Consider the following 18,935-nt stretch of genomic DNA (forward strand, 5'->3'; position numbering starts at 1 on the left):
AATAATTATGGCAAGTATTAAAAACTTAAAAAAAGATATCGATTATACTTTAGGAGATATTATTGATATATGTAGATTATCTGCACAATTAAACCCAGAGGCAGATCAAGAAAAATCAGAAGCGCTTGTTGATGAGGTTTTTGAAACTTATGATGGTTTAATAGCAAAGATAAATGCTAAGAAAGTTGAAGATAAAAAAGCACATTTCAAAGCAATAAGTACTGAATTAGAAGAGAAAGCAAATGCTTTAATCGAAAAAGTAAATAACTTATAATAAACTATAAGTTAGTGGTTTAAATCCGATTCATTATAATGGGTCGGATTTTTTTTGCAAAAATTTAACATGTATAAAGAGAATTTTTTTCGTAAATTACGTTCAGTAATAATTAACAATTAATTCCCCCTTTAGCAACATGGCAAGAGCAATGTACGAATACACTAAGACTGTATTAAAGAAAGTAAGTTTTAACACTGATTTGTTTTGTAGAGAATTAGAAAAAGCATTAAGTAGGTTATTACCATATGAAGTAGATGAGTTAACAATATGGTTAAAACAATTTACAGCAAACAAACCAGATTTATATGTTTGTTTAGCTTTAGTAAAAAAATAAGAATAAAAAAGAAGCTAATTAGCTTCTTTTTTATTCTTATTTTTTTTGCCTCTATATTTTTGCATGAGTTTACGGTTAAATTCATGCTCAGATATTTGTAGTGTAAGTATTTTTTTAAAAGATAATACTTTTGAAACCTTATGGTAAAAAGATGTTTTTATTTCATATTCCTGCTTGTTTATTGCTTGAATTTTCTCTAAAATTTCTTTAGAATCATTTTCTGATAAACCATCAATCCCTCCATTTTTAAGAATTCTATTTTTAATATTATAGCGCTTCTCTATATGAAGTTTTATCTTCTTGTTATCGTATTTGTTATAAATAGGCCAAAATTTTTGAGCTTCTTCTTCTGTTAAGCTTAATTTTTCTGTTAAGTATGCAATTTTATAGGTACGAATTTTTTCTACACTTCCTTTTTTTGACTGAGCATGGCTAGATAAGATGCTTAAAAAAAATATGAATACTAGCGTGAATGTGTATTTTTTCATTTTTTATTGAATTTCATTTAAAATAGTAGTATTGTCAATTGTGTTTAAGTAGTCTTCTAAATTTTCATCATCCATAGAAGGTAAAATGTTTTCTTCAAAATCAGAAGGGTCTAAAATAATTGCTAATTCATTGTTGTCAGTATTTCCATATCCATTTTCATACCAAGATGTTATATCAGCTTGTGTTATATTATTAAAATTGTCTTTACTACCAGTATTAGAGTAATTTAAACCAATAAACAACAAAACAGAGGCTGCAGCGGCGATAGGAATAAATTCAAGTGCTTTTTTATATAAAGAAATGATTTTCATTTCTTTAGGTGTTTTTATTAGAAGCTTTGTTAAAATGTTTTCTTCAACAGTATCAAAATAATTAGCAGGAGTTTTAAAAGTGTTTTCTTTAGATATCTGTACAGTAGTTTCAGAAGAAAAGAAATTTCTTTCCATTTCTTTAAAATAATTTTTAGGTAAAGAAAATCCTGTTTCCTTAGCTACCTTATTATTTATAAAATCTATTGTATTTTTTAATTCTTTATCCATCTCTCTTCTAAGACTATATTTTTTATAAAAGGTTTAATTATGGTTTTTAATAAAGTGTTCTATTTTTTTAACAGCAATATGATAGGATGCTTTTAAAGCGCCAACAGATGTTTCTAATATTTCAGAAATTTGGTTGTACTTCATTTCATCAAAATACTTCATGTTAAATACTAATTGTTGTTTTTGCGGCAAAGTAGCAATAGCTTTTTGTAAAATAAGTTGAATTTCATTTCCCGTAAACCAATTATCACTATCCAAACTAGAAACTAATTGTTGCTGGTACTCAGTAATATCAATTTTGTTGTCTTTAGCTCTTTTATTGATAAAAGTAATTGATTCGTTAGTCGCAATTCGATACATCCAAGAGTAAAGTTTGCTATCATTTTTAAAAGTATCAATATTTTTAAAAACTTTGATAAAAGTATTTTGCAAAACATCATCAGTATCATCATGAGAAACAACAATCTTTCGTATATGCCAATACAATCGCTCTTTGTATAGCGATAATAGTTGTTTAAACGCTACTTCTTTTGTTTTGTTATTTTGTAGCTGTGTTATGAGTATGAGTTCGTCTGTCAACTAAAATTGTTTAGTTGTTAGACTTTAAAGATACTAAAAGGTTTAAAAGGAAATTAATTTATTTATGCTCGTTTTTTAGAACAGCCAAATAAGCGTTTTTCTTTAATGGTTTCTGAAACACCTTCAGGAAGCATTTCTTCCCAGCCTGCTTCATTATTTTTAATCATTTTTAATACTTTACGAGAGAAAATATGTAAGCTTTCTTCGTCAATATCTTTTATATCAATAAGTCTACCATTGTTTTTAAAGAACTTGTAAAGTTCTTTCATTCTAGGGTGCACCTTTAAATTATCACTGGTAATAAATTCATCAGTTTCTTCATCTTTATAAGGGTACATATATACTTTTAAATCCCGATAGAAAAGTTTTCCAAAGGCTTCTAAAATACCACCACTTAAATCACGATAATATTTTTCATCAAAAATTTGGATAAGATTATTAACGCCCATGGCTAATCCCATTCTTTCTTTTGTAAATTCACTAAAGTAATCAACTAATCTAAAATATTCTTGGTAATTAGTAATCATTACGTTCTGACCAAGTGCACAAAGTAATTCGGCTCTGTCTAAGAAATCACGTTCGTTAATTTCTCCTTCAGCACGTAGGTTACTTAAAGTAATTTCAAAAATAACTTGTGTTTTTTCTGGATTAACTTTCTTTTCTGCTAAAAACAATTCTTTCGAGCGCTCGAACATATCCATATTTACTTTCGTAACAGGGCGATAACTTCCACGAAGTGCTAAAATATTCTTCTTATAAAGTACTTGAGCAGGTAGTAAATTGTTTCCGTCTGGGCCAAACATAACTGCGTTTGTCATTCCGTTTTTAACTAGCTGTAAGCTCATTAAACGGTTATCTACATACATAAAGCGTGGTCCAGAGAAATTAATCATGTCAATTTCTAAACGATCGCTATCAATGTTGTCATAAAAAGATTTTAATAATTCTTTAGGACTGTCATTTAAATAATAGGCTCCGTAAACTAAATTAACACCTAAAATCCCTAAAGTTTCTTGTTGTTGTCGAGCATCAGTTTCTTTAAATCGAAGGTGTAAGATGATTTCGTTATAATCTTCAAGAGGATCTAGTTGAAAACGAATACCAATCCAACCATGACCTTTAAATTTTTTAGAAAAGTTAATGGTTGCAACAGTATTCGCGTAGCTAAAAAATAATTTCTCAGGATGTTTTTGACGATCAAGACGCTCTTCAATTAAGTCCATTTCATGTCTTAACATCTTTTTTAATCGTTTTTCGGTAACATAGCGATTGTCATTTTCTACTCCATAAATGGCATCAGAAAAATCTTTATCATAAGCACTCATTGCTTTTGCAATAGTACCAGAAGCACCACCAGCTCTAAAAAAATTACGAACGGTTTCTTGACCAGCTCCAATCTCAGCAAATGTCCCATAAATATGGGCATTTAAATTGATTTTTAAAGCTTTACTGTCAGTTGTTGGTACGGTGCTTATTTTTTGATCTCCTTTAAGCGTAATTGCCATTTTATTATTTTTTGTTACGTATAACAAATGTACTGAAAATAGGACTTATCAGATAATTTTTGTCGTATTTTTGTAGTAATGATAGATAAAAAGAAGCAATTAAAAGTAACTTTTTTAGGAACAGGAACCTCTACAGGTGTTCCAATGATTACAAGTAAACATCCTGTAGCGTTATCTAAAGATACTAGAGACAAACGATTACGTTCTTCAATTGTAATTTCTTGGGATGCGATTAAGTATGTTATTGATTGTGGACCTGATTTTCGTCAGCAAATGATACGTGAGAATGTGGAGTCGATAAACGGAATTTTATTTACACACGAACATGCCGATCATATTGCAGGCTTAGATGAAATAAGACCGTACTGTTTTCAAATGGGTGCAGTGCCTATTTATACTTCACAAAGGGTTTTAAATGTTCTTAAAAAAAGATACGATTATATTTTTGCCACTGAAAACAGGTATCCGAGTGCACCAAAAGTAGCTCCAAATATTATCTCCCATCACGCTAGTTTTATTTTAGAGGATGTAAAAGTAACTCCGGTTGAAGTATTACATGGTCGATTGCCAATTTTAGGATATCGCTTTAATGACATTGCTTATCTTACAGATATTAAAACAATATCAACAGCAGAAAAACAGAAGCTATCCCATTTAGATGTACTAATTGTAACAGGACTGCGTAAAGAGCCTCATGCAACACATTTTAATTTAGATGAAGCCTTGGCTTTTATAGCAGAATTAAATCCGAAGAAAGCATATTTAACGCATATTAGCGAGTTACTTGGTTTGCATGAAGAGGTTGAGAAAGAGCTGCCAGAAAATGTATTTTTAGCGTATGACGGATTAACGATATAAAAGCGTATTATATATTTTGATACTGTGATTGATTTAAATTACTATAATTAAGTAGCAATTTTAAAAGTGCTCCTTACTTTTACATAAAATACTAGTTGAATGAAAATTATTATATCTCCAGCAAAGTCCTTAGATTTTGAAACCAAAGCAAATACCAATTTATATACACAGCCGCGATTTTTAGAGCAATCAAAAAAACTAAATAACAAATTAAAAACACTTTCGCGAAAAAAGTTGAGTGATTTAATGAAGATTTCTGATGATTTGGCAAGTTTAAATTATGATAGAAATCAAGATTGGCAAACACCGTTTGAAATAGAAAATTCAAAACAAGCTATTTTTTCTTTTACTGGTGAAGTTTTTAGAGGGATAGATGTAACAACACTTTCTGAAGATAGATTACCGATTTTACAAGACAGACTTCGAATTTTATCTGGTTTATACGGATTGTTAAGGCCATTAGATTTAATTCAGCCTTATCGTTTAGAAATGGGCACCAAGTTAAAAGTAGGAAAAACAGAAAATTTATATCAATTTTGGAATACTGATTTAGCTGATTCTTTAAATGCCGAATTAGAAGATAATGAGTTATTAATTAATTTAGCAAGTACAGAGTATTTTAAAGCTTTGCCAAAAAAAGTTTTAAAAGTACCAATGATAACGCCTGTTTTTAAAGATCTTAAAAACGGAGAGTATAAAACGATTATGACCTATGCTAAAAAAGCACGTGGTTTAATGGTGCGTTATATTATTGAAAATGATGTAAAAACAATAGAAGCGTTAAAAGGTTTTAATGTTGATAATTATAGGTTTTCTGAAGAAATGTCTACTAAAACCGAATTATTTTTCACCAGATAAAATGAGAAGAGTAAAAATTAAGCTGATAAAACTATGTGGTGTGCTAACTTTTTTAGTATTGCTTGTTATTTACTTATGTAATTTTTTAGTTGAAAAAAAAGCAGCAGATAAAATATATACAAGCGTAAATGAAATACCCGAAAACAAAGTAGGTTTGGTTTTAGGGACGAGTAAATATTTAGTAAGCGGACAAGTAAATTTGTACTATAAGTACAGAATAGATGCGGCAGCAGAATTATACAAGTCTCGTAAAATAGAATATATAATCGTTAGTGGAGATAACGGTACTAAGGAATACAATGAGCCCTCTAGATTTAAAAAGGATTTAATAAAAGCAGGTATTCCTGAAGATAAAATATTTTTAGATTATGCAGGATTTAGAACTTTAGATTCTGTGGTACGTGTAAAAGAAATATTCGGGCAAACTTCTGTAACCATTGTATCGCAGCAATTCCATAATGAAAGAGCTATTTATTTAGCTAATTACTTTGGCATTAAAGCAATAGGTTTTAATGCCAAAGGTGTTTCTAGTAAATACGGACTAAAAGTTCAGTTAAGAGAGTACTTAGCAAGGGTTAAGGTATTTGTAGATATCGTACTAAATGTGCAACCTAAATTTTTAGGAAAACCTATTGAAGTAAAATAGCTTAACAAGCAGCTAACCCAACAGTAATAGCCAAACCACCTTCTGAAGTTTCTTTATAATTACGGTGCATGTCTTTTGCAGTTTCCCACATCGTATCAATCACTTTATCTAAAGGAACTAAAGACTCTTTTGGGTTTGTTTCTAGTGCTAGCTCAGCAGCATTAATCGCCTTAATCGCTCCCATAGCATTACGCTCTATACAGGGTATTTGAACCAAGCCACCAATAGGGTCGCAAGTTAAACCTAAATGATGTTCCATTGCTATTTCGGCAGCAACCAAACATTGCCCAGGTGTTCCTCCTAGAAGCTCTGTTAGTGCAGCAGCAGCCATTGCCGATGAAACACCAATTTCTGCCTGGCAACCACCCATTGCAGCCGATATTGTTGCGTTCTTCTTAAAGATGCTTCCAATTTCTCCAGCAACTAATAAGAATTTTTTAATATGGTCAAAATCAGCTTCGTGATTTTCGATAACTAAATAATACATTAAAACAGCGGGAATAACTCCTGCACTTCCGTTTGTTGGTGCTGTAACAACTCTACCTAAAGCGGCATTTACTTCATTAACGGATAAAGCTAAACAGCTTACCCATTTTAAAATTTCACGAAACTTTACTTCGGTGCTTCTAATGGCGGTAATCCATTCTTGCTCGTTCGTGTACTCAGCATCTTTAATTAATTTTGTATGTGTACCAAATGCTCTCCGTTTTACATTTAATCCACCAGGTAAAATTCCTTCTGTATGGCAACCAATGTACATGCATTCTAACATGGTTTCCCAGATACGTTTTAGTTCAGTATCTATTTCATCTGAAGTTTTTAAAACTAATTCATTTTGATAAACGATATCAGAGATGTTTTTTTGTTCCTTATCACAATACGCTTCTAATTCTGTTGCTCTATTTATTGGGAACGGAAAATTTTTCTTGTTTATTTCGGTCTCAGAAGGTGCATCTATTTCTTCTTGAATAACAAACCCCCCACCGATTGAATAATAAGTTTCACTAGAAATTTCTTTACCTTTAGAAAAAGCTTTAAAAGTTAACCCGTTGGAGTGAAATGGTAAAAAATCTTTATTAAAAACAATGTTTTCTATAGAAAAAACTATCTGCTTTTCAGCATTAAAATGTAAGCTAGTAGTTTCTTTTATTTTATGAATTATTGTATCGATATTTTCAACAGGTATATACTCCGGATCTGTACCGCTTAAGCCTAATAAAATAGCTAAATCAGTTGCGTGACCTTTTCCTGTTAGAGATAAAGAACCGTATAAATCTATTTTAATACCATCAACAGTATTAAAAAGATGTGCTTTTTTTAATTTTTCAATCCACTCTTGGGCGGCTCTCCAAGGCCCTAAAGTATGTGAGCTTGAGGGACCAACGCCAATTTTCAGCATGTCAAAAACACTAATAAACTGCGACATAAATATAGTTTGTTTGTTGATAGCTAAAATAGAAAAAGTCCTGTATTAAAATCAATACAGGACTTTTTTTTATAAAAAATGTATTTTTTACATTCCGTAAACAGATTCTTTGCCAAATTTTTTAGCTAGCATATAGTAAACTACAGCACGATATTTATTTCTTTCAGATCTTCCAATTTTTTCCATAACTTCGTCAATAGCTTTGTCTAATGCAGGGCTATCAGCTAAACCTAATTTTTTCATTAAGAAGTTTTTCTTAACAGTACCTAATTCTTTAGCGTCACTACCCGATACCGTTTCAGCATCTTTTTTATAAATAGAAGGTCCTAAACCTTTAGTAACTGCTTTTAATAAATCAAGATTAGAAGGAAGATTTCTATCATCCATAAATTTCTTATACAATACTACTTTTTCGTCAAATTTACTCATGATTTTTTTGTTTATAATTAGGTGTAAGTTTTGTTGTAAAACTTTAATACTCCCAAATATAGAAAAATAATTGGTTCTTTCAAATAAGAAAATAGAATAACTAAAAAGAGGGCAATATTGTTAATTAAATTGTTGAAAACAAAAACTGTAAAACGTAAATAGGCACTGTTCTTGTAGTAAATTTATATACATTCAAATATGTAGCTTATGTCGATATTGAAATTTGAATCTATGTTGAAAACCAACGATGTATATTTTTTTGACGCCGTTGAGTTTGAAACGATCATCGAACATTATTTAAATATAGCCAAACATTCTTTGGCTAAAAAAGCAGTACAACTTAGTTTAGAGCAACATCCTACTTCTATTCAATTAAAATTAATGAAAGTAGAGATTCTAATTTTCGAAAATAAATTAGAAGAAGCGGTTAAAATGTTAAGAGCTATAGAAGCTGTTGAACCTCATAATGATGAGGTTTTCATACAAAAAGCATTGATTTTATCAAAAAAGAAACAGCATGTTGAGGCTATAGCTGTTTTAAAAGAATCCTTAGAATTTATTGAAGATCCGGCTGATATTTGGTCAATGCTAGGGATGGAGTATTTGTATTTAGACGATTTTGAAAATGCGCGGTTAAATTTCGAGAAGTGTGTGGAAGATGATTATGAAGATTATTCATCGCTATACAATATTGTATATTGTTTTGATATGCAAGATAAACATGTAGAAGCAATACAGTTTTTAAAAAAATATGTAGATAAAAACCCTTATTGTGAGGTTGCTTGGCATCAATTAGGAAAACAATATTCAGAATTAGGGATGCATAAAGAAGCGCTGACTTCTTTTGATTACTCCGTGCTAATTGATGAAAGTTTTATTGGTGGGTATTTAGAAAAAGCAAAAACATTAGAAGAGTTAAATAACTATGAGGAGGCTATAAATAATTATTTAATTACGTTGGAGTTAGATGATCCTACCGCTTTTGCTTACATCAGAATAGGAAAGTGTTATGAGAAATTAGAAAACATGCATACTGCCATTCACTTTTATAAAAAAGCAGTGCATGAAGATCCTTTGCTGGATAAAGCATGGATGTTATTGGCAAATGCTTATTACAATGACGGTAATTTTCAAAAAGCGTTACATTATGTAAACAAGGCAATAGAAATTGATGAGATAAATGAACTGTATTGGAAAAGGTCAGGAGATATCAATTTAAAGCTTAATTTTTACGAAGAAGCTGTAAAATCTTTTTATACGAGTATTGAGTTAGGGGAGCAGGGATTAGAAGTTTACACAGCATTAGCAGATATATTATTATTTTTAGGTGATTTTGAAGACGCTTTAAAAATTATAATCAAAGCTAAAAAGATATACAAAGAATCTGCTGAGGTAGAATATCGATTATGTGGTTTATTTATGATCCTAGATAAAGAAGATTACAGTTTAACGCACTTAAAAAATGCATTAGCAATTGATTATAAATACCATACCATCATAAAAGAATTGTATCCTTCGGTTTATGATAATAAACACATTCAACAAATATTATTGAGTTATAAGAAGGCTCTTAAATAATAAAAAACCCTTAAAATAAATTTATTTTAAGGGTTTTTACTTTCTAAGAAATACGTCTCCAAATTCTGGTTAAAATATAAACACACATTAAGGTTAGTATAGATAAGCTAGTAGCTAATAATGTTTTACCATAAATCCAATTACCAGTGGCAAATAAGAAGCTATATACACCAATTGTACCTGTAATAAAACCAACTATTTTTATACCTACGTTCTTAAATTTGTCTTCTCCATCGAAAATTAAGGTTTCAAATTTGTTAATAGTATCCGCATCACTTGGTTGTGTTAAAAGGGTTACTAAAACCCACCCAATAGTTGTAATAACAACACCGATTATTAATTGCCAATACCCAGCAATTTCGATAAAAGGATTTTCCATTTTCCCATTGATAAAAAAGAATACTGCAATAACAAAAGAGATGGCCATCGCAGCAATTTCACTATACGGATTTATTCTACTCCAAAACCAACGTAAAATAAATAACAATCCTGTTCCGGCTCCGATTTGTAATAATAAATCAAAAACGTCTTTAGCAGATTGTAGGTAAAAAGAAAATAGCGCTGCAAATAACATTAGTAAAACTGTTGATATTCTCCCAACAACTACCTTTTGTTTTTCAGAAGCACTTTTGTTGATAAAACGGCTATAAAAATCGTTTACTAAGTACGAGCTTCCCCAGTTTAATTGGGTTGAAATGGTACTCATAAAAGCAGCAATTAAGGATGTTAATACGATTCCTAACAATCCTGCAGGTAAATAGGTCATCATAGCAGCATAACCAACATCGTGTCCTTGCATTTCAGTAGATAAGCTTGGAAATGCTTGATTCATACTCTCTAAACTCGGAAAAATTACCAAAGATGCTAAACCAACAATAATCCATGGCCAAGGGCGTAACGCATAATGTGCAAAATTGAAAAACAAAGTTGCCCAAGTTGCATTTTTTTCATCTTTAGCAGCAAGCATTCGTTGCGCAATATAACCACCACCACCAGGTTCTGCACCAGGATACCAAGTGCTCCACCATTGTACTGCAAAGGGAATTATAAATAAAGTGATTAAAGATTCTGTGTTCGAAAAATCAGGAAGCATGGCTAGTTTATCACTCACATTAGGGTGACTTAATAAATTAGATAAGCCATTTATTTCTGGTAAGTTTATGATGTATATGGTTGCCCAAACCGAACCAATCATAGCGATTATAAATTGAACAAAATCAGTAAGTAAAACCCCTTTTAATCCACCTAAAGAAGAATAAATAACGACAATAATAGACGAATACAATAGCATTTCACCTTGTGAGATGCCTAGTAAGATATTAGCGATTTTTGCTCCGGCCAAACAAACTCCAGCCATGGTAATAATATTAAAAATAACACCTAAATAAATGGCTCTAAATCCTCTTAAAAACCCAGCCATTTTACCAGAATATCGTAATTCGTAAAATTCTAAATCGGTACTAATTCCTGATTTTCGCCAAAGTTTTGCGTAAAAGAAAACAGTAAGCATACCGGTAAGTAGCATTGCCCACCAAACCCAGTTTCCTGAAACTCCGTTTTTACGAACCAATTCGGTTACCAATCCAGGAGTATCGGCAGCAAATGTAGTGGCAACCATCGAAACGCCTAATAGCCACCAAGGCATATTTCTACCCGATAAAAAGAATTCAGCACTGCTTTTTCCTGCGGATTTTGAAGCCCAGAGACCTATAAGTAAAGAGAGAATAAAAAATCCGACGATAATAGAATAATCAAGAAAGGTTAATGTCATTTAGTTATTATTTTTAAAAAAAGCTAAATGTAGTTAAATATTATGATACGTTAAACTTCAGTTGTAATGAGTAAATGATTTTGTGTTTTTAGATAAAAAGTGACTTAAAATGATTAAATTTGATGTTCGTCTTATGGGAAAAATAAAAAAAATAGCAGTTATGACTTCCGGAGGAGATTCTCCGGGAATGAACGCCGCAATTAGATCGGTTGTAAGAACTTGTGCGTATTATCGTACAGAGTGTATGGGGATCTATAGAGGTTACCAAGGTTTAATAGAAGGAGATTTGGTTCCGTTTACAGCTAGAAGTGTAAACAATATTATTAATAAAGGAGGTACCATACTTAAAACAGCACGGTCTAAGGAGTTTACCACAAAAGAAGGTCGAAAAAAAGCCTATGAGAGTTTAAAAGAAAATAACGTTGATGCGCTCGTGGTTATAGGAGGTGATGGTTCTTTTACAGGAGGTGTTGTTTTTAATAAAGAATTTAATTTTCCAATTATAGGTATTCCAGGAACTATAGACAATGATATCTATGGGACAACGCATACCATAGGCTACGATACTGCATTAAATACAGCAGTTGAAGCAATTGATAAAATTAGAGACACAGCATCGTCACATAACCGACTTTTCTTTGTGGAAGTGATGGGGAGAGATGCAGGTTTTATCGCTTTAAATGCGGGTGTTGGAGCAGGAGCAGAAGAAATTTTAATTCCAGAAGAAGATTTAGGGCTAGAAAGAATGCTTGAGTCTTTAAAGAAAAGTAGAAGGACAGGAAAGTCGTCGAGTATTGTTGTCGTTTCTGAAGGAGATAAAACAGGTAGAAATGTTTTTGAATTGGCTGATTATGTGGAAAAAAACTTGCCCGAATATGAAGTGAGGGTTTCCGTTTTAGGACACATGCAAAGAGGCGGTTCACCTACATGTTTCGATAGAGTTTTAGCAAGTAGGTTAGGTGTGAAAGCAGTTGAGTTATTACTTGATGGACAAACTAATTTAATGGTTGGTTTACAAAACAATATGGTGGTTGCTACCAATTTAGAAAAAGCAATAAAAGGTCATAATGACATAGATATGGAGCTGCTAAGAGTCTCTGATATTATGACAACATAATTTTAAATAAGAATATTAAATAGTTAAGTGATGATAAAAATAGGAATTAACGGATTTGGAAGAATAGGTAGATTAGCTTTCCGTTCTGCCATGAAAAGAAACAATGTGCAGGTAGTTGCCATTAATGATTTGTTAGATGTAGAGTATTTAGCCTATTTGTTAAAGTATGATTCGGTTCATGGTCGTTTTGATGGAGAAGTAACTGTAAAAGACGGTAACCTAGTTGTAAACGAGCAAATTATTAGAGTATCAGCAGAAAGAAATCCAGAGAATTTAAAATGGAACGAAGTCGGAGCTGAGTATATTATTGAATCAACAGGTTTTTTTACAGATCAGGATAAAGCAGCATTGCATATAAAAGGAGGTGCTAAGAAAGTAATTATTTCCGCACCATCAAAAGATGCTAAAATGTATGTTATGGGGGTAAATCATGCCGAAATGAAAGCCGACGAACTTATCGTTTCTAATGCATCTTGTACAACAAACTGTTTAGCGCCATTAGTAAAAGTTATTAATGATGCTTTTGGAATGGCAGAAGGATTAATGACGACTGTTCACGCGGCAACATCTACTCAGAATACTGTTGATGGGCCAAATAAAAATTGGAGAAGGGGTCGTTCTGTAATAAATAATATAATACCTACTTCTACAGGAGCAGCAAAAGCAGTAACAAAAGTAATTCCAGAGATGGAAGGTAAGTTAACCGGAATGGCAGTAAGAGTTCCTGTAGCAGACGTTTCATTAGTAGATTTAACTTTTAAAACTAAAAAAGCAACGTCATTAAAAGAAATTATGGCAACCTTTAAAGCTGCTTCAGAGAATGAATTTAAAGGCATTGTTGGTTATACGGAAGACGAAGTTGTTTCTCAAGATTTTGTATCAGAAACAAGAACATCTGTTGTTGATGCCAACGCAAGTTTAGAGTTAAATGAAAACTTTTTTAAAGTTATTTCTTGGTATGATAATGAGTTTGGTTATGCAACCAAGATTGTTGATTTACTTGAGTATTCAGCATCTTTATAATAAATAATAAGACAAAAACAATATCAATTCCCGCTTATAGCGGGAATTTTTAGTTAATTTTAGAACAATGGAAATAGCAATTATAGCACACGACGGAATGAAAGCAGAAATGGTTCAGTTTTTAAATGAACATAAAGCCATTTTACTTCAAAAAAATATATCATTAGTATCAACAGGAACCACAGGTTCTAAAGCTGAAAAAGCAGGTTTTAAAGTAACTAAGTTTTTATCAGGCCCTTTTGGTGGTGATGCCCAAATAGCAGCAAGAGTTGCTGAAGGTAAATGTAATATGGTGTTGTTTTTTAGAGATCCTAATGAAAAACATCCGCATGAGCCAGATATTACCATGTTATTGCGTTTGTGTGATGTACATGATGTTCCGTTAGCAACAAACCCTGCAACTGCAGAATTATTGATGAAGGCATTATGAAATAAAATAGTAGTTATTTAAATGCATGTTTTTCCTTTGAAAAAAGATGTAAAAAATTTAAAGCATAACAAATGATACATCTAATAGTAGGAAATACAGGTTCGGGAAAAACAACGTATTCGGCTGAATTAAAAAAAGAAACAAAAGGAGTTGTATTTTCAATTGATAAATGGAATAAAACGCTTTTTTTTGTGGATAAAAAATCAACAGATGGTTTAGATTGGTTTTTAGAGAGAATAGTTAGGGCAGAAAAGGTAATATTAGAATTAGTTGAGCAGTTAGAAAGTTCAGATACAGATAGTATTCTTGATTTAGGATTGTCGAAATTTGAGCATAGAGAAAAATTTAGACAATTTGCAGAAATTAATGGGTATGAAATTAAAATCCACTTTTTAGACATTTCAAAAGAAACGCGATTTAAAAGAGTTTTAAAAAGAAATAATGAAAAAGGAGCTACATTCGAGTTTGAAGTAAGTAAAGAAGATTTCGATTTTATGGAGAATTGGTTTGAAAAACCGAATAAACCGGAACTTAAAGGCGGCGTAACTATTACAGTCTAAAGGTTAGTGGGAGTTTAAAATTAAAATAAAGTAGCTATTTAAACTTCTATTTAATAGCAATCATGCTAATCTCTACATTTACAAATTTAGGTAAATTGGCAACTTCAACAGTTTCTCTAGCTGGCGCAGTTGCTTCATTAAAGTAGGTAGCATACACGTTGTTTATTTTAGAAAAGTTATGCATGTCAGAAATAAAAATAGATGATTTCACTACGTTTTCAAAAGTCATTTCAGCAGCAGCTAAAACCTCTTTCATATTTTCCATTACTTGTTTTGTTTCAGATTCAATAGAATCCATAACTAATTCACCTGTTTCAGGATTTAAAGCAATCTGACCAGAAGTATATAATGTGTTTCCACTTAAAACAGCTTGGTTATATGGCCCAATAGGAGCAGGAGCTTTACTTGTAGTTATAATTTTTTTCATCTTAATAAATAAATTTAAAATTGATTTAGTATTCTTAGCTGTTAGAACAAAGCCCTATCTGGCGGTTTGTTTTTATCCCATTTTAAATCACTTAAAACAGATGATTTTACTCCGATAAAGAAATTGTAAGAAGAGTTTATTCCGAAAGGAGTCCAATTAAAATTTAAGCGCCAACTATCTAAATCTCTAGAAAAAGAAAGTCTAGTGTAGGTAAAAGCATTTTCCTTAATGTCATAACCAGAAGAAAAACCAACGTTCCATTTTGGGGTCAGTTCTACATCTCCACTAAACATTAAAGAATTACTACCAACGCTACTTGTAAGTCCGTTATTGGAATAATTTATAGCATAGGCTAAGTTTAATGTCCATGGTATTTTAGCAGCATATAATTTTGTCTCTTTTGTCTTACTTTTGTTTTGTTTACTATTTGGGTTGTTAGGAAAACCATTTGTTGGAGACATATTTTCGCCAAACAAATCAGGTGTGTCTTGTGCGCCATTCCCCGTGTTTTTAGACTCATCTTTATCTCCTTCTTTTTTCTTTTCAAAATCTTTACTAGATAAAGAGTAATTAGCGGTAACACCAAAGTTAGTAAGTCTTAAAATATTAGCATTAAATTTATTTATTCTTTGACCTTCACTATTCACTTGATAAGGGTCGAATCGTGCATTGGCATTTAAAGCTAATTTGTCTTTAAAAAGACGCGTTCCAGCATTTGCACTAACAGCACTCCATCGTAAACTATCAGCAGCAATATTGTAGCTAGTACTAAAATTTAAGTTATTAAGAATTGTGATTTTTTTATCTTCCTCATCACTATCGGGATCTTTTGGAGCAACTTTAGCCTCTAAAACATTGTTAACAGAAATACCAATAGAGTTTGACACACCACTTCCTGGTCTACCATATATTCCTCCTTCAAAAGGAGAGTAAGTAAGTAAATCAGTAGGGTCTGAACTTTGCTGTACCTGTAAGTCGTGATTCTCAGCAAAATCAGGCCTGTATCCATAAGAAATAGAAGGTCTAATAGTATGTCTTATTGCTTTTAATCTTCCTTTTTTAAAGTTGAATGTTCCGTAGATATTTGTTGATAAAGAAACTCCTAAATTATATTCATTAAAACGGTTGAAACCACTTATTGTATCGTTTACGACAGCGCCTAAATTACCACTTGAGTTTGTAAGTGTAGGGTCATATTTTTTATTGATTTTATCAAAATACCAAATATCTTTATAATTAACACTTGGTGATAATGTGAAGTATTTAAGAGCTTTTAAGTTTGTGTTGGTGCTAAAACTGTGTTGAATCCCTTTTTTTGCAGTTTGAAACATTTTGTCAGTAAAAAACTCATCATCAGTAGTATTTATTTGATATTGACCTTGCATGCTGTAGTTTAAACCCATTTTCTGAATAGGATTGGTTTTAACTCCATTCTTACCTGCAAACGGGTAAATACGATCCATATTTAACTGTAAAGACGGAAGGGTCATCGTTATTTGTTCAGTATTGGTATTTTGAGAATGTGTTGCGGTTACATTTATATTAAAAGGAGTACCAACAAATTTTTTGTAATATGAAATAGATGAACTTAATGTGTTTGTTAAAAACTGAGAGTTGTTGAATTCATTTAAAGATTGTCTGTAATAAGTACTACTCCCTAAATTAACAGATGCCGAAAAACGAGAATTTGGACTCGATTTAGTATCTTGACTGTGGCTCCAACGAAGGTTAAAGTTAGAGGATTTACTGTAATTACTTAAACCTCTAATTCCTTGAATTATATTTTCATAACGAATACTAAAATTACCACTAAATTTATAGCGAACATAGTAGTTCGAATCCGCTCTTAAACCCCAACTCCCGTTTGTATAAAGGTCTCCTAAAACTGTTAAGTCAAAATAATCACTTAAAGCAAAATAATATCCTCCGTTTTGTAAAAAGAAACCTTGACTGTTACTATCACCATATGAAGGAATAATAAAACCAGAGGTTCTTTCATTAGTCATAGGAAAATAAGCGAAAGGTAAATATACAGGCGTAGGAACATCAGCTAAAACTAAATTACTACCACCTACAATTATTTTTTTACCAGGAACTAGTTTTGCTTTACTTGTTTGAATATAATAATCTGGATTTTTCTTTTTAGAGGTTGTAAATCGTAGTCTACGCATGTAAATAGTAGAATCATTTACACGTTTTGTTTTTTGAGCATAGGTTATAATTTCACCTTGCACCGTTTTTACACCGTAAACCAGTGCCTTTTTTGTTTTAAAGTTGAATAAAATGGAATCTTGCTCAGATTCTTGATCACCTTGTTTAAAAACAGGTCGTTGATGATACCCTAAGCTGTCTTTTATTCCTTTAGCATAAACAGTATTGTTCTTGTAATCTAATACAATTATTCCGGCCTTTAAATCAATATCTGTATAGGTTACTTGCGCCTCATTATATAAGGTTATGGTCTTGTTTTTTGCATTTTGTATGGTGTAATCCTCAGCATTGTGTGTAATAATCCCATCAATAACCTCTTTTGGTTTAATCGAATCATTTACTATCGAATCTTTTTTTAGGTTTAATAAGTCACCTTTTTTAAAATCAATTATAGTATCTTTTGAGATATTTAAAATTGGTTTTTTTTTAGACTTTTGATAAGGAATTCCTTTTTTATCAAAATCTTGAGCCACACTTAATTGAAAACAAAAAAGGTAGGAAATTAAAAGTATGTAAGTTAGATTTGTTCGCAATGTTATAAATACTATTTTTGTGTTATATTTAAAAACTTTGGCGTACTATTTGAATGCCTAAATATAAAATCCAAAAATAGTTAAATTTTATTGATGCAATTCTTAAAATTACGTAAATATAATCACTTGAAAAATTATTTTTTATTTTTAGTCACAATATCCATGTTATTGGGATTTACAACAGCGCTTTCTGCACAGAAAAAATATACAATTGTTTTAGATGCAGGTCACGGAGGAAAAGATCCTGGTAACATAGGAAATGGTTATAAAGAGGCCAAGGTTGCTTTAAGAATAGCTTTAGATGTTGGTAAAGAGTTATTAACAGCTAGAGATGTTGAGGTTTTATATACTAGAAAGAAAGATGTTTTTGTAGAATTGCATAATAGAGCAAAAATTGCAAATACTAAAAAGGCTGATTTATTTGTTTCTATTCACTGTGATGCTTTTCATAAATCTGAACCAAACGGCGCAGGAACATTTGTTTTAGGATTAAATGGTAATAAAGAAAATTTAGAAATATCAAAGCGAGAAAATGCTGTAATTTTATTAGAGGATAATTACAAACAGAATTATGATTATGATCCGAATTCACCTGAATCTGTTATAGGTTTATCAGTACTTCAAGAAGAAAATTTAGATAATAGTTTAGGTATAGCTAGCTTTATTCAAAGTAATTTTGTTTCCTTAAAAAGAGTTGATAGAAAAGTTAAACAAGCAAATTTTTTAGTATTAAGAGAAACCGTAATGCCTAGTGTTTTAATTGAGTTAGGTTTTTTAACAAATAAAAATGAAGGTAAATTCTTAAACACAAGATCGGGGCAGATAAAAATGGCAAAAGCAATTGCCGACGCTATAAAAAGGTATGTCAATAGATTAAAATTAAATAGAATTCAAGAAGAACAACCAATTAAAATAGCAGAAGAAAAAGAAAACGAAGCACTAGCTGTAAAAGTTAAGGAACCAAAAGTAAAAGTAATAGCTGAAGCAAAAGAGGTAACACCAGAAAAAAAAGCAGTAATTCAGCAGGGAGTTCCGGTGATAGAATTTAAAGTGCAAATAGCGGCTTCAAAAAGAAAACTAAGTAAAGGAGACTTTGATTTTAAAGGGTTAGAAAACGTAGAGGCGATTTTTATAGATGATTATTATAAGTACTATTATGGTAATTCTTCAGTTTTTTCAGAAACAAAAAAAAGTTTGACAGAAGTTAAGAGTATCGGATATAAAGATGCTTGGATTGTAGCTTTTAAAGATGGTCAAAAAATTTCTATAAAAGAAGCACTGAAAAACCTTTAATTTAGAGGTGTTCTACATTTATACTCTCAAAATTATTACTATTTTCGTGCTA

The 18,935-nt window shown here is 31.2% G+C and carries 20 protein-coding genes; 11 read left to right on the forward strand and 9 right to left on the reverse strand.

Features of this window, described 5'->3' with window-relative positions; translation table 11 throughout:
• Window positions 1-7 precede the first annotated feature (7 nt).
• Together ACQ629_RS12695 and ACQ629_RS12700 are read left to right on the forward strand one after the other, a co-directional pair.
• Window positions 8-274, forward strand: coding sequence for a hypothetical protein (locus tag ACQ629_RS12695; RefSeq protein WP_483705525.1), 267 nt, complete (start codon window positions 8-10; stop codon window positions 272-274).
• Between the two features lie 139 nt (window positions 275-413).
• A complete protein-coding gene (locus ACQ629_RS12700) occupies window positions 414-611 on the forward strand; it encodes a hypothetical protein (RefSeq protein ID WP_483705527.1) in 198 nt (65 codons plus the stop codon).
• Window positions 612-625: 14 nt separating this feature from the next.
• On the opposite strand, the gene ACQ629_RS12705 is transcribed toward ACQ629_RS12700, so the two are convergent.
• The 4 genes from ACQ629_RS12705 to ACQ629_RS12720 form a co-directional block, all read right to left on the reverse strand.
• On the reverse strand, window positions 626-1,099 hold the full coding sequence (locus ACQ629_RS12705) for a Spy/CpxP family protein refolding chaperone (protein WP_483705529.1): 474 nt from the start codon (window positions 1,097-1,099) through the stop codon (window positions 626-628).
• Between the two features lie 3 nt (window positions 1,100-1,102).
• Entirely contained in the window at window positions 1,103-1,639 is a 537-nt protein-coding gene (locus ACQ629_RS12710; RefSeq protein WP_483705531.1) for a hypothetical protein, read from the reverse strand.
• A gap of 33 nt (window positions 1,640-1,672) precedes the next feature.
• Window positions 1,673-2,218, reverse strand: a complete 546-nt coding sequence (locus tag ACQ629_RS12715) for an RNA polymerase sigma factor (protein WP_483705533.1) — start codon at window positions 2,216-2,218, stop codon at window positions 1,673-1,675.
• Window positions 2,219-2,280: 62 nt separating this feature from the next.
• Window positions 2,281-3,723 carry a TonB-dependent receptor gene (locus ACQ629_RS12720; RefSeq protein WP_483705535.1) on the reverse strand — a complete coding sequence of 481 codons (1,443 nt, stop codon included), beginning with the start codon at window positions 3,721-3,723 and terminating at the stop codon, window positions 2,281-2,283.
• Window positions 3,724-3,801: 78 nt separating this feature from the next.
• Here ACQ629_RS12720 and ACQ629_RS12725 point away from each other — a divergent pair, with 78 nt between their 5' ends.
• From ACQ629_RS12725 to ACQ629_RS12735, 3 genes are all read left to right on the forward strand, one after another.
• Window positions 3,802-4,581, forward strand: coding sequence for an MBL fold metallo-hydrolase (locus ACQ629_RS12725; protein ID WP_483705537.1), 780 nt, complete (start codon window positions 3,802-3,804; stop codon window positions 4,579-4,581).
• 99 nt (window positions 4,582-4,680) lie between these two features.
• Window positions 4,681-5,439 (forward strand): peroxide stress protein YaaA, encoded by a 759-nt coding sequence (gene yaaA / locus ACQ629_RS12730; RefSeq protein WP_483705539.1) that lies wholly within the window; start codon window positions 4,681-4,683, stop codon window positions 5,437-5,439.
• A 1-nt stretch (window position 5,440) separates the two neighbouring features.
• On the forward strand, window positions 5,441-6,085 hold the full coding sequence (locus ACQ629_RS12735; protein ID WP_483705541.1) for a SanA/YdcF family protein: 645 nt from the start codon (window positions 5,441-5,443) through the stop codon (window positions 6,083-6,085).
• A 1-nt stretch (window position 6,086) separates the two neighbouring features.
• Here ACQ629_RS12735 and ACQ629_RS12740 read toward each other — a convergent pair whose 3' ends face one another.
• Together ACQ629_RS12740 and ACQ629_RS12745 are read right to left on the reverse strand one after the other, a co-directional pair.
• A complete protein-coding gene (locus tag ACQ629_RS12740; RefSeq protein ID WP_483705543.1) occupies window positions 6,087-7,511 on the reverse strand; it encodes an L-serine ammonia-lyase in 1,425 nt (474 codons plus the stop codon).
• 87 nt (window positions 7,512-7,598) lie between these two features.
• Entirely contained in the window at window positions 7,599-7,940 is a 342-nt protein-coding gene (locus tag ACQ629_RS12745; RefSeq protein ID WP_483705545.1) for a DUF2853 family protein, read from the reverse strand.
• Between the two features lie 207 nt (window positions 7,941-8,147).
• On the opposite strand from ACQ629_RS12745, the gene ACQ629_RS12750 reads away from it, so the two are divergent.
• Window positions 8,148-9,518, forward strand: a complete 1,371-nt coding sequence (locus tag ACQ629_RS12750) for a tetratricopeptide repeat protein (protein ID WP_483705547.1) — start codon at window positions 8,148-8,150, stop codon at window positions 9,516-9,518.
• A gap of 43 nt (window positions 9,519-9,561) precedes the next feature.
• Here ACQ629_RS12750 and ACQ629_RS12755 read toward each other — a convergent pair whose 3' ends face one another.
• Window positions 9,562-11,289 carry a sodium:solute symporter family protein gene (locus tag ACQ629_RS12755; RefSeq protein ID WP_483705549.1) on the reverse strand — a complete coding sequence of 576 codons (1,728 nt, stop codon included), beginning with the start codon at window positions 11,287-11,289 and terminating at the stop codon, window positions 9,562-9,564.
• Between the two features lie 133 nt (window positions 11,290-11,422).
• Here ACQ629_RS12755 and pfkA point away from each other — a divergent pair, with 133 nt between their 5' ends.
• The 4 genes from pfkA to ACQ629_RS12775 all read left to right on the forward strand — a co-directional run bounded on the left by pfkA (window position 11,423) and on the right by ACQ629_RS12775 (window position 14,419).
• On the forward strand, window positions 11,423-12,406 hold the full coding sequence (gene pfkA, locus ACQ629_RS12760; RefSeq protein WP_483705551.1) for a 6-phosphofructokinase: 984 nt from the start codon (window positions 11,423-11,425) through the stop codon (window positions 12,404-12,406).
• 30 nt (window positions 12,407-12,436) lie between these two features.
• Complete coding sequence (gene gap / locus ACQ629_RS12765; RefSeq protein WP_483705553.1) at window positions 12,437-13,429, forward strand: type I glyceraldehyde-3-phosphate dehydrogenase; 993 nt, start codon at window positions 12,437-12,439, stop codon at window positions 13,427-13,429.
• A gap of 67 nt (window positions 13,430-13,496) precedes the next feature.
• Window positions 13,497-13,859: a methylglyoxal synthase gene (locus tag ACQ629_RS12770; RefSeq protein WP_483705555.1), complete on the forward strand. Its 363-nt coding sequence runs from the start codon at window positions 13,497-13,499 to the stop codon at window positions 13,857-13,859.
• Window positions 13,860-13,930: 71 nt separating this feature from the next.
• The gene (locus tag ACQ629_RS12775) at window positions 13,931-14,419 is read left to right on the forward strand and encodes a P-loop nucleotide/nucleoside kinase family protein (protein ID WP_483705557.1); all 489 of its coding nucleotides are present in this window, start codon (window positions 13,931-13,933) and stop codon (window positions 14,417-14,419) included.
• A gap of 46 nt (window positions 14,420-14,465) precedes the next feature.
• On the opposite strand, the gene ACQ629_RS12780 is transcribed toward ACQ629_RS12775, so the two are convergent.
• Window positions 14,466-14,846: a Rid family detoxifying hydrolase gene (locus ACQ629_RS12780; protein WP_483705559.1), complete on the reverse strand. Its 381-nt coding sequence runs from the start codon at window positions 14,844-14,846 to the stop codon at window positions 14,466-14,468.
• 41 nt (window positions 14,847-14,887) lie between these two features.
• Window positions 14,888-17,530: a putative LPS assembly protein LptD gene (locus tag ACQ629_RS12785; protein WP_483705561.1), complete on the reverse strand. Its 2,643-nt coding sequence runs from the start codon at window positions 17,528-17,530 to the stop codon at window positions 14,888-14,890.
• Window positions 17,531-17,752: 222 nt separating this feature from the next.
• Between ACQ629_RS12785 and ACQ629_RS12790 the strand changes: the two genes are divergently transcribed.
• On the forward strand, window positions 17,753-18,883 hold the full coding sequence (locus ACQ629_RS12790) for an N-acetylmuramoyl-L-alanine amidase family protein (protein ID WP_483707227.1): 1,131 nt from the start codon (window positions 17,753-17,755) through the stop codon (window positions 18,881-18,883).
• Window positions 18,884-18,935: the final 52 nt, after the last annotated feature.

Source organism: Tenacibaculum sp. SM2510, assembly GCF_057002845.1.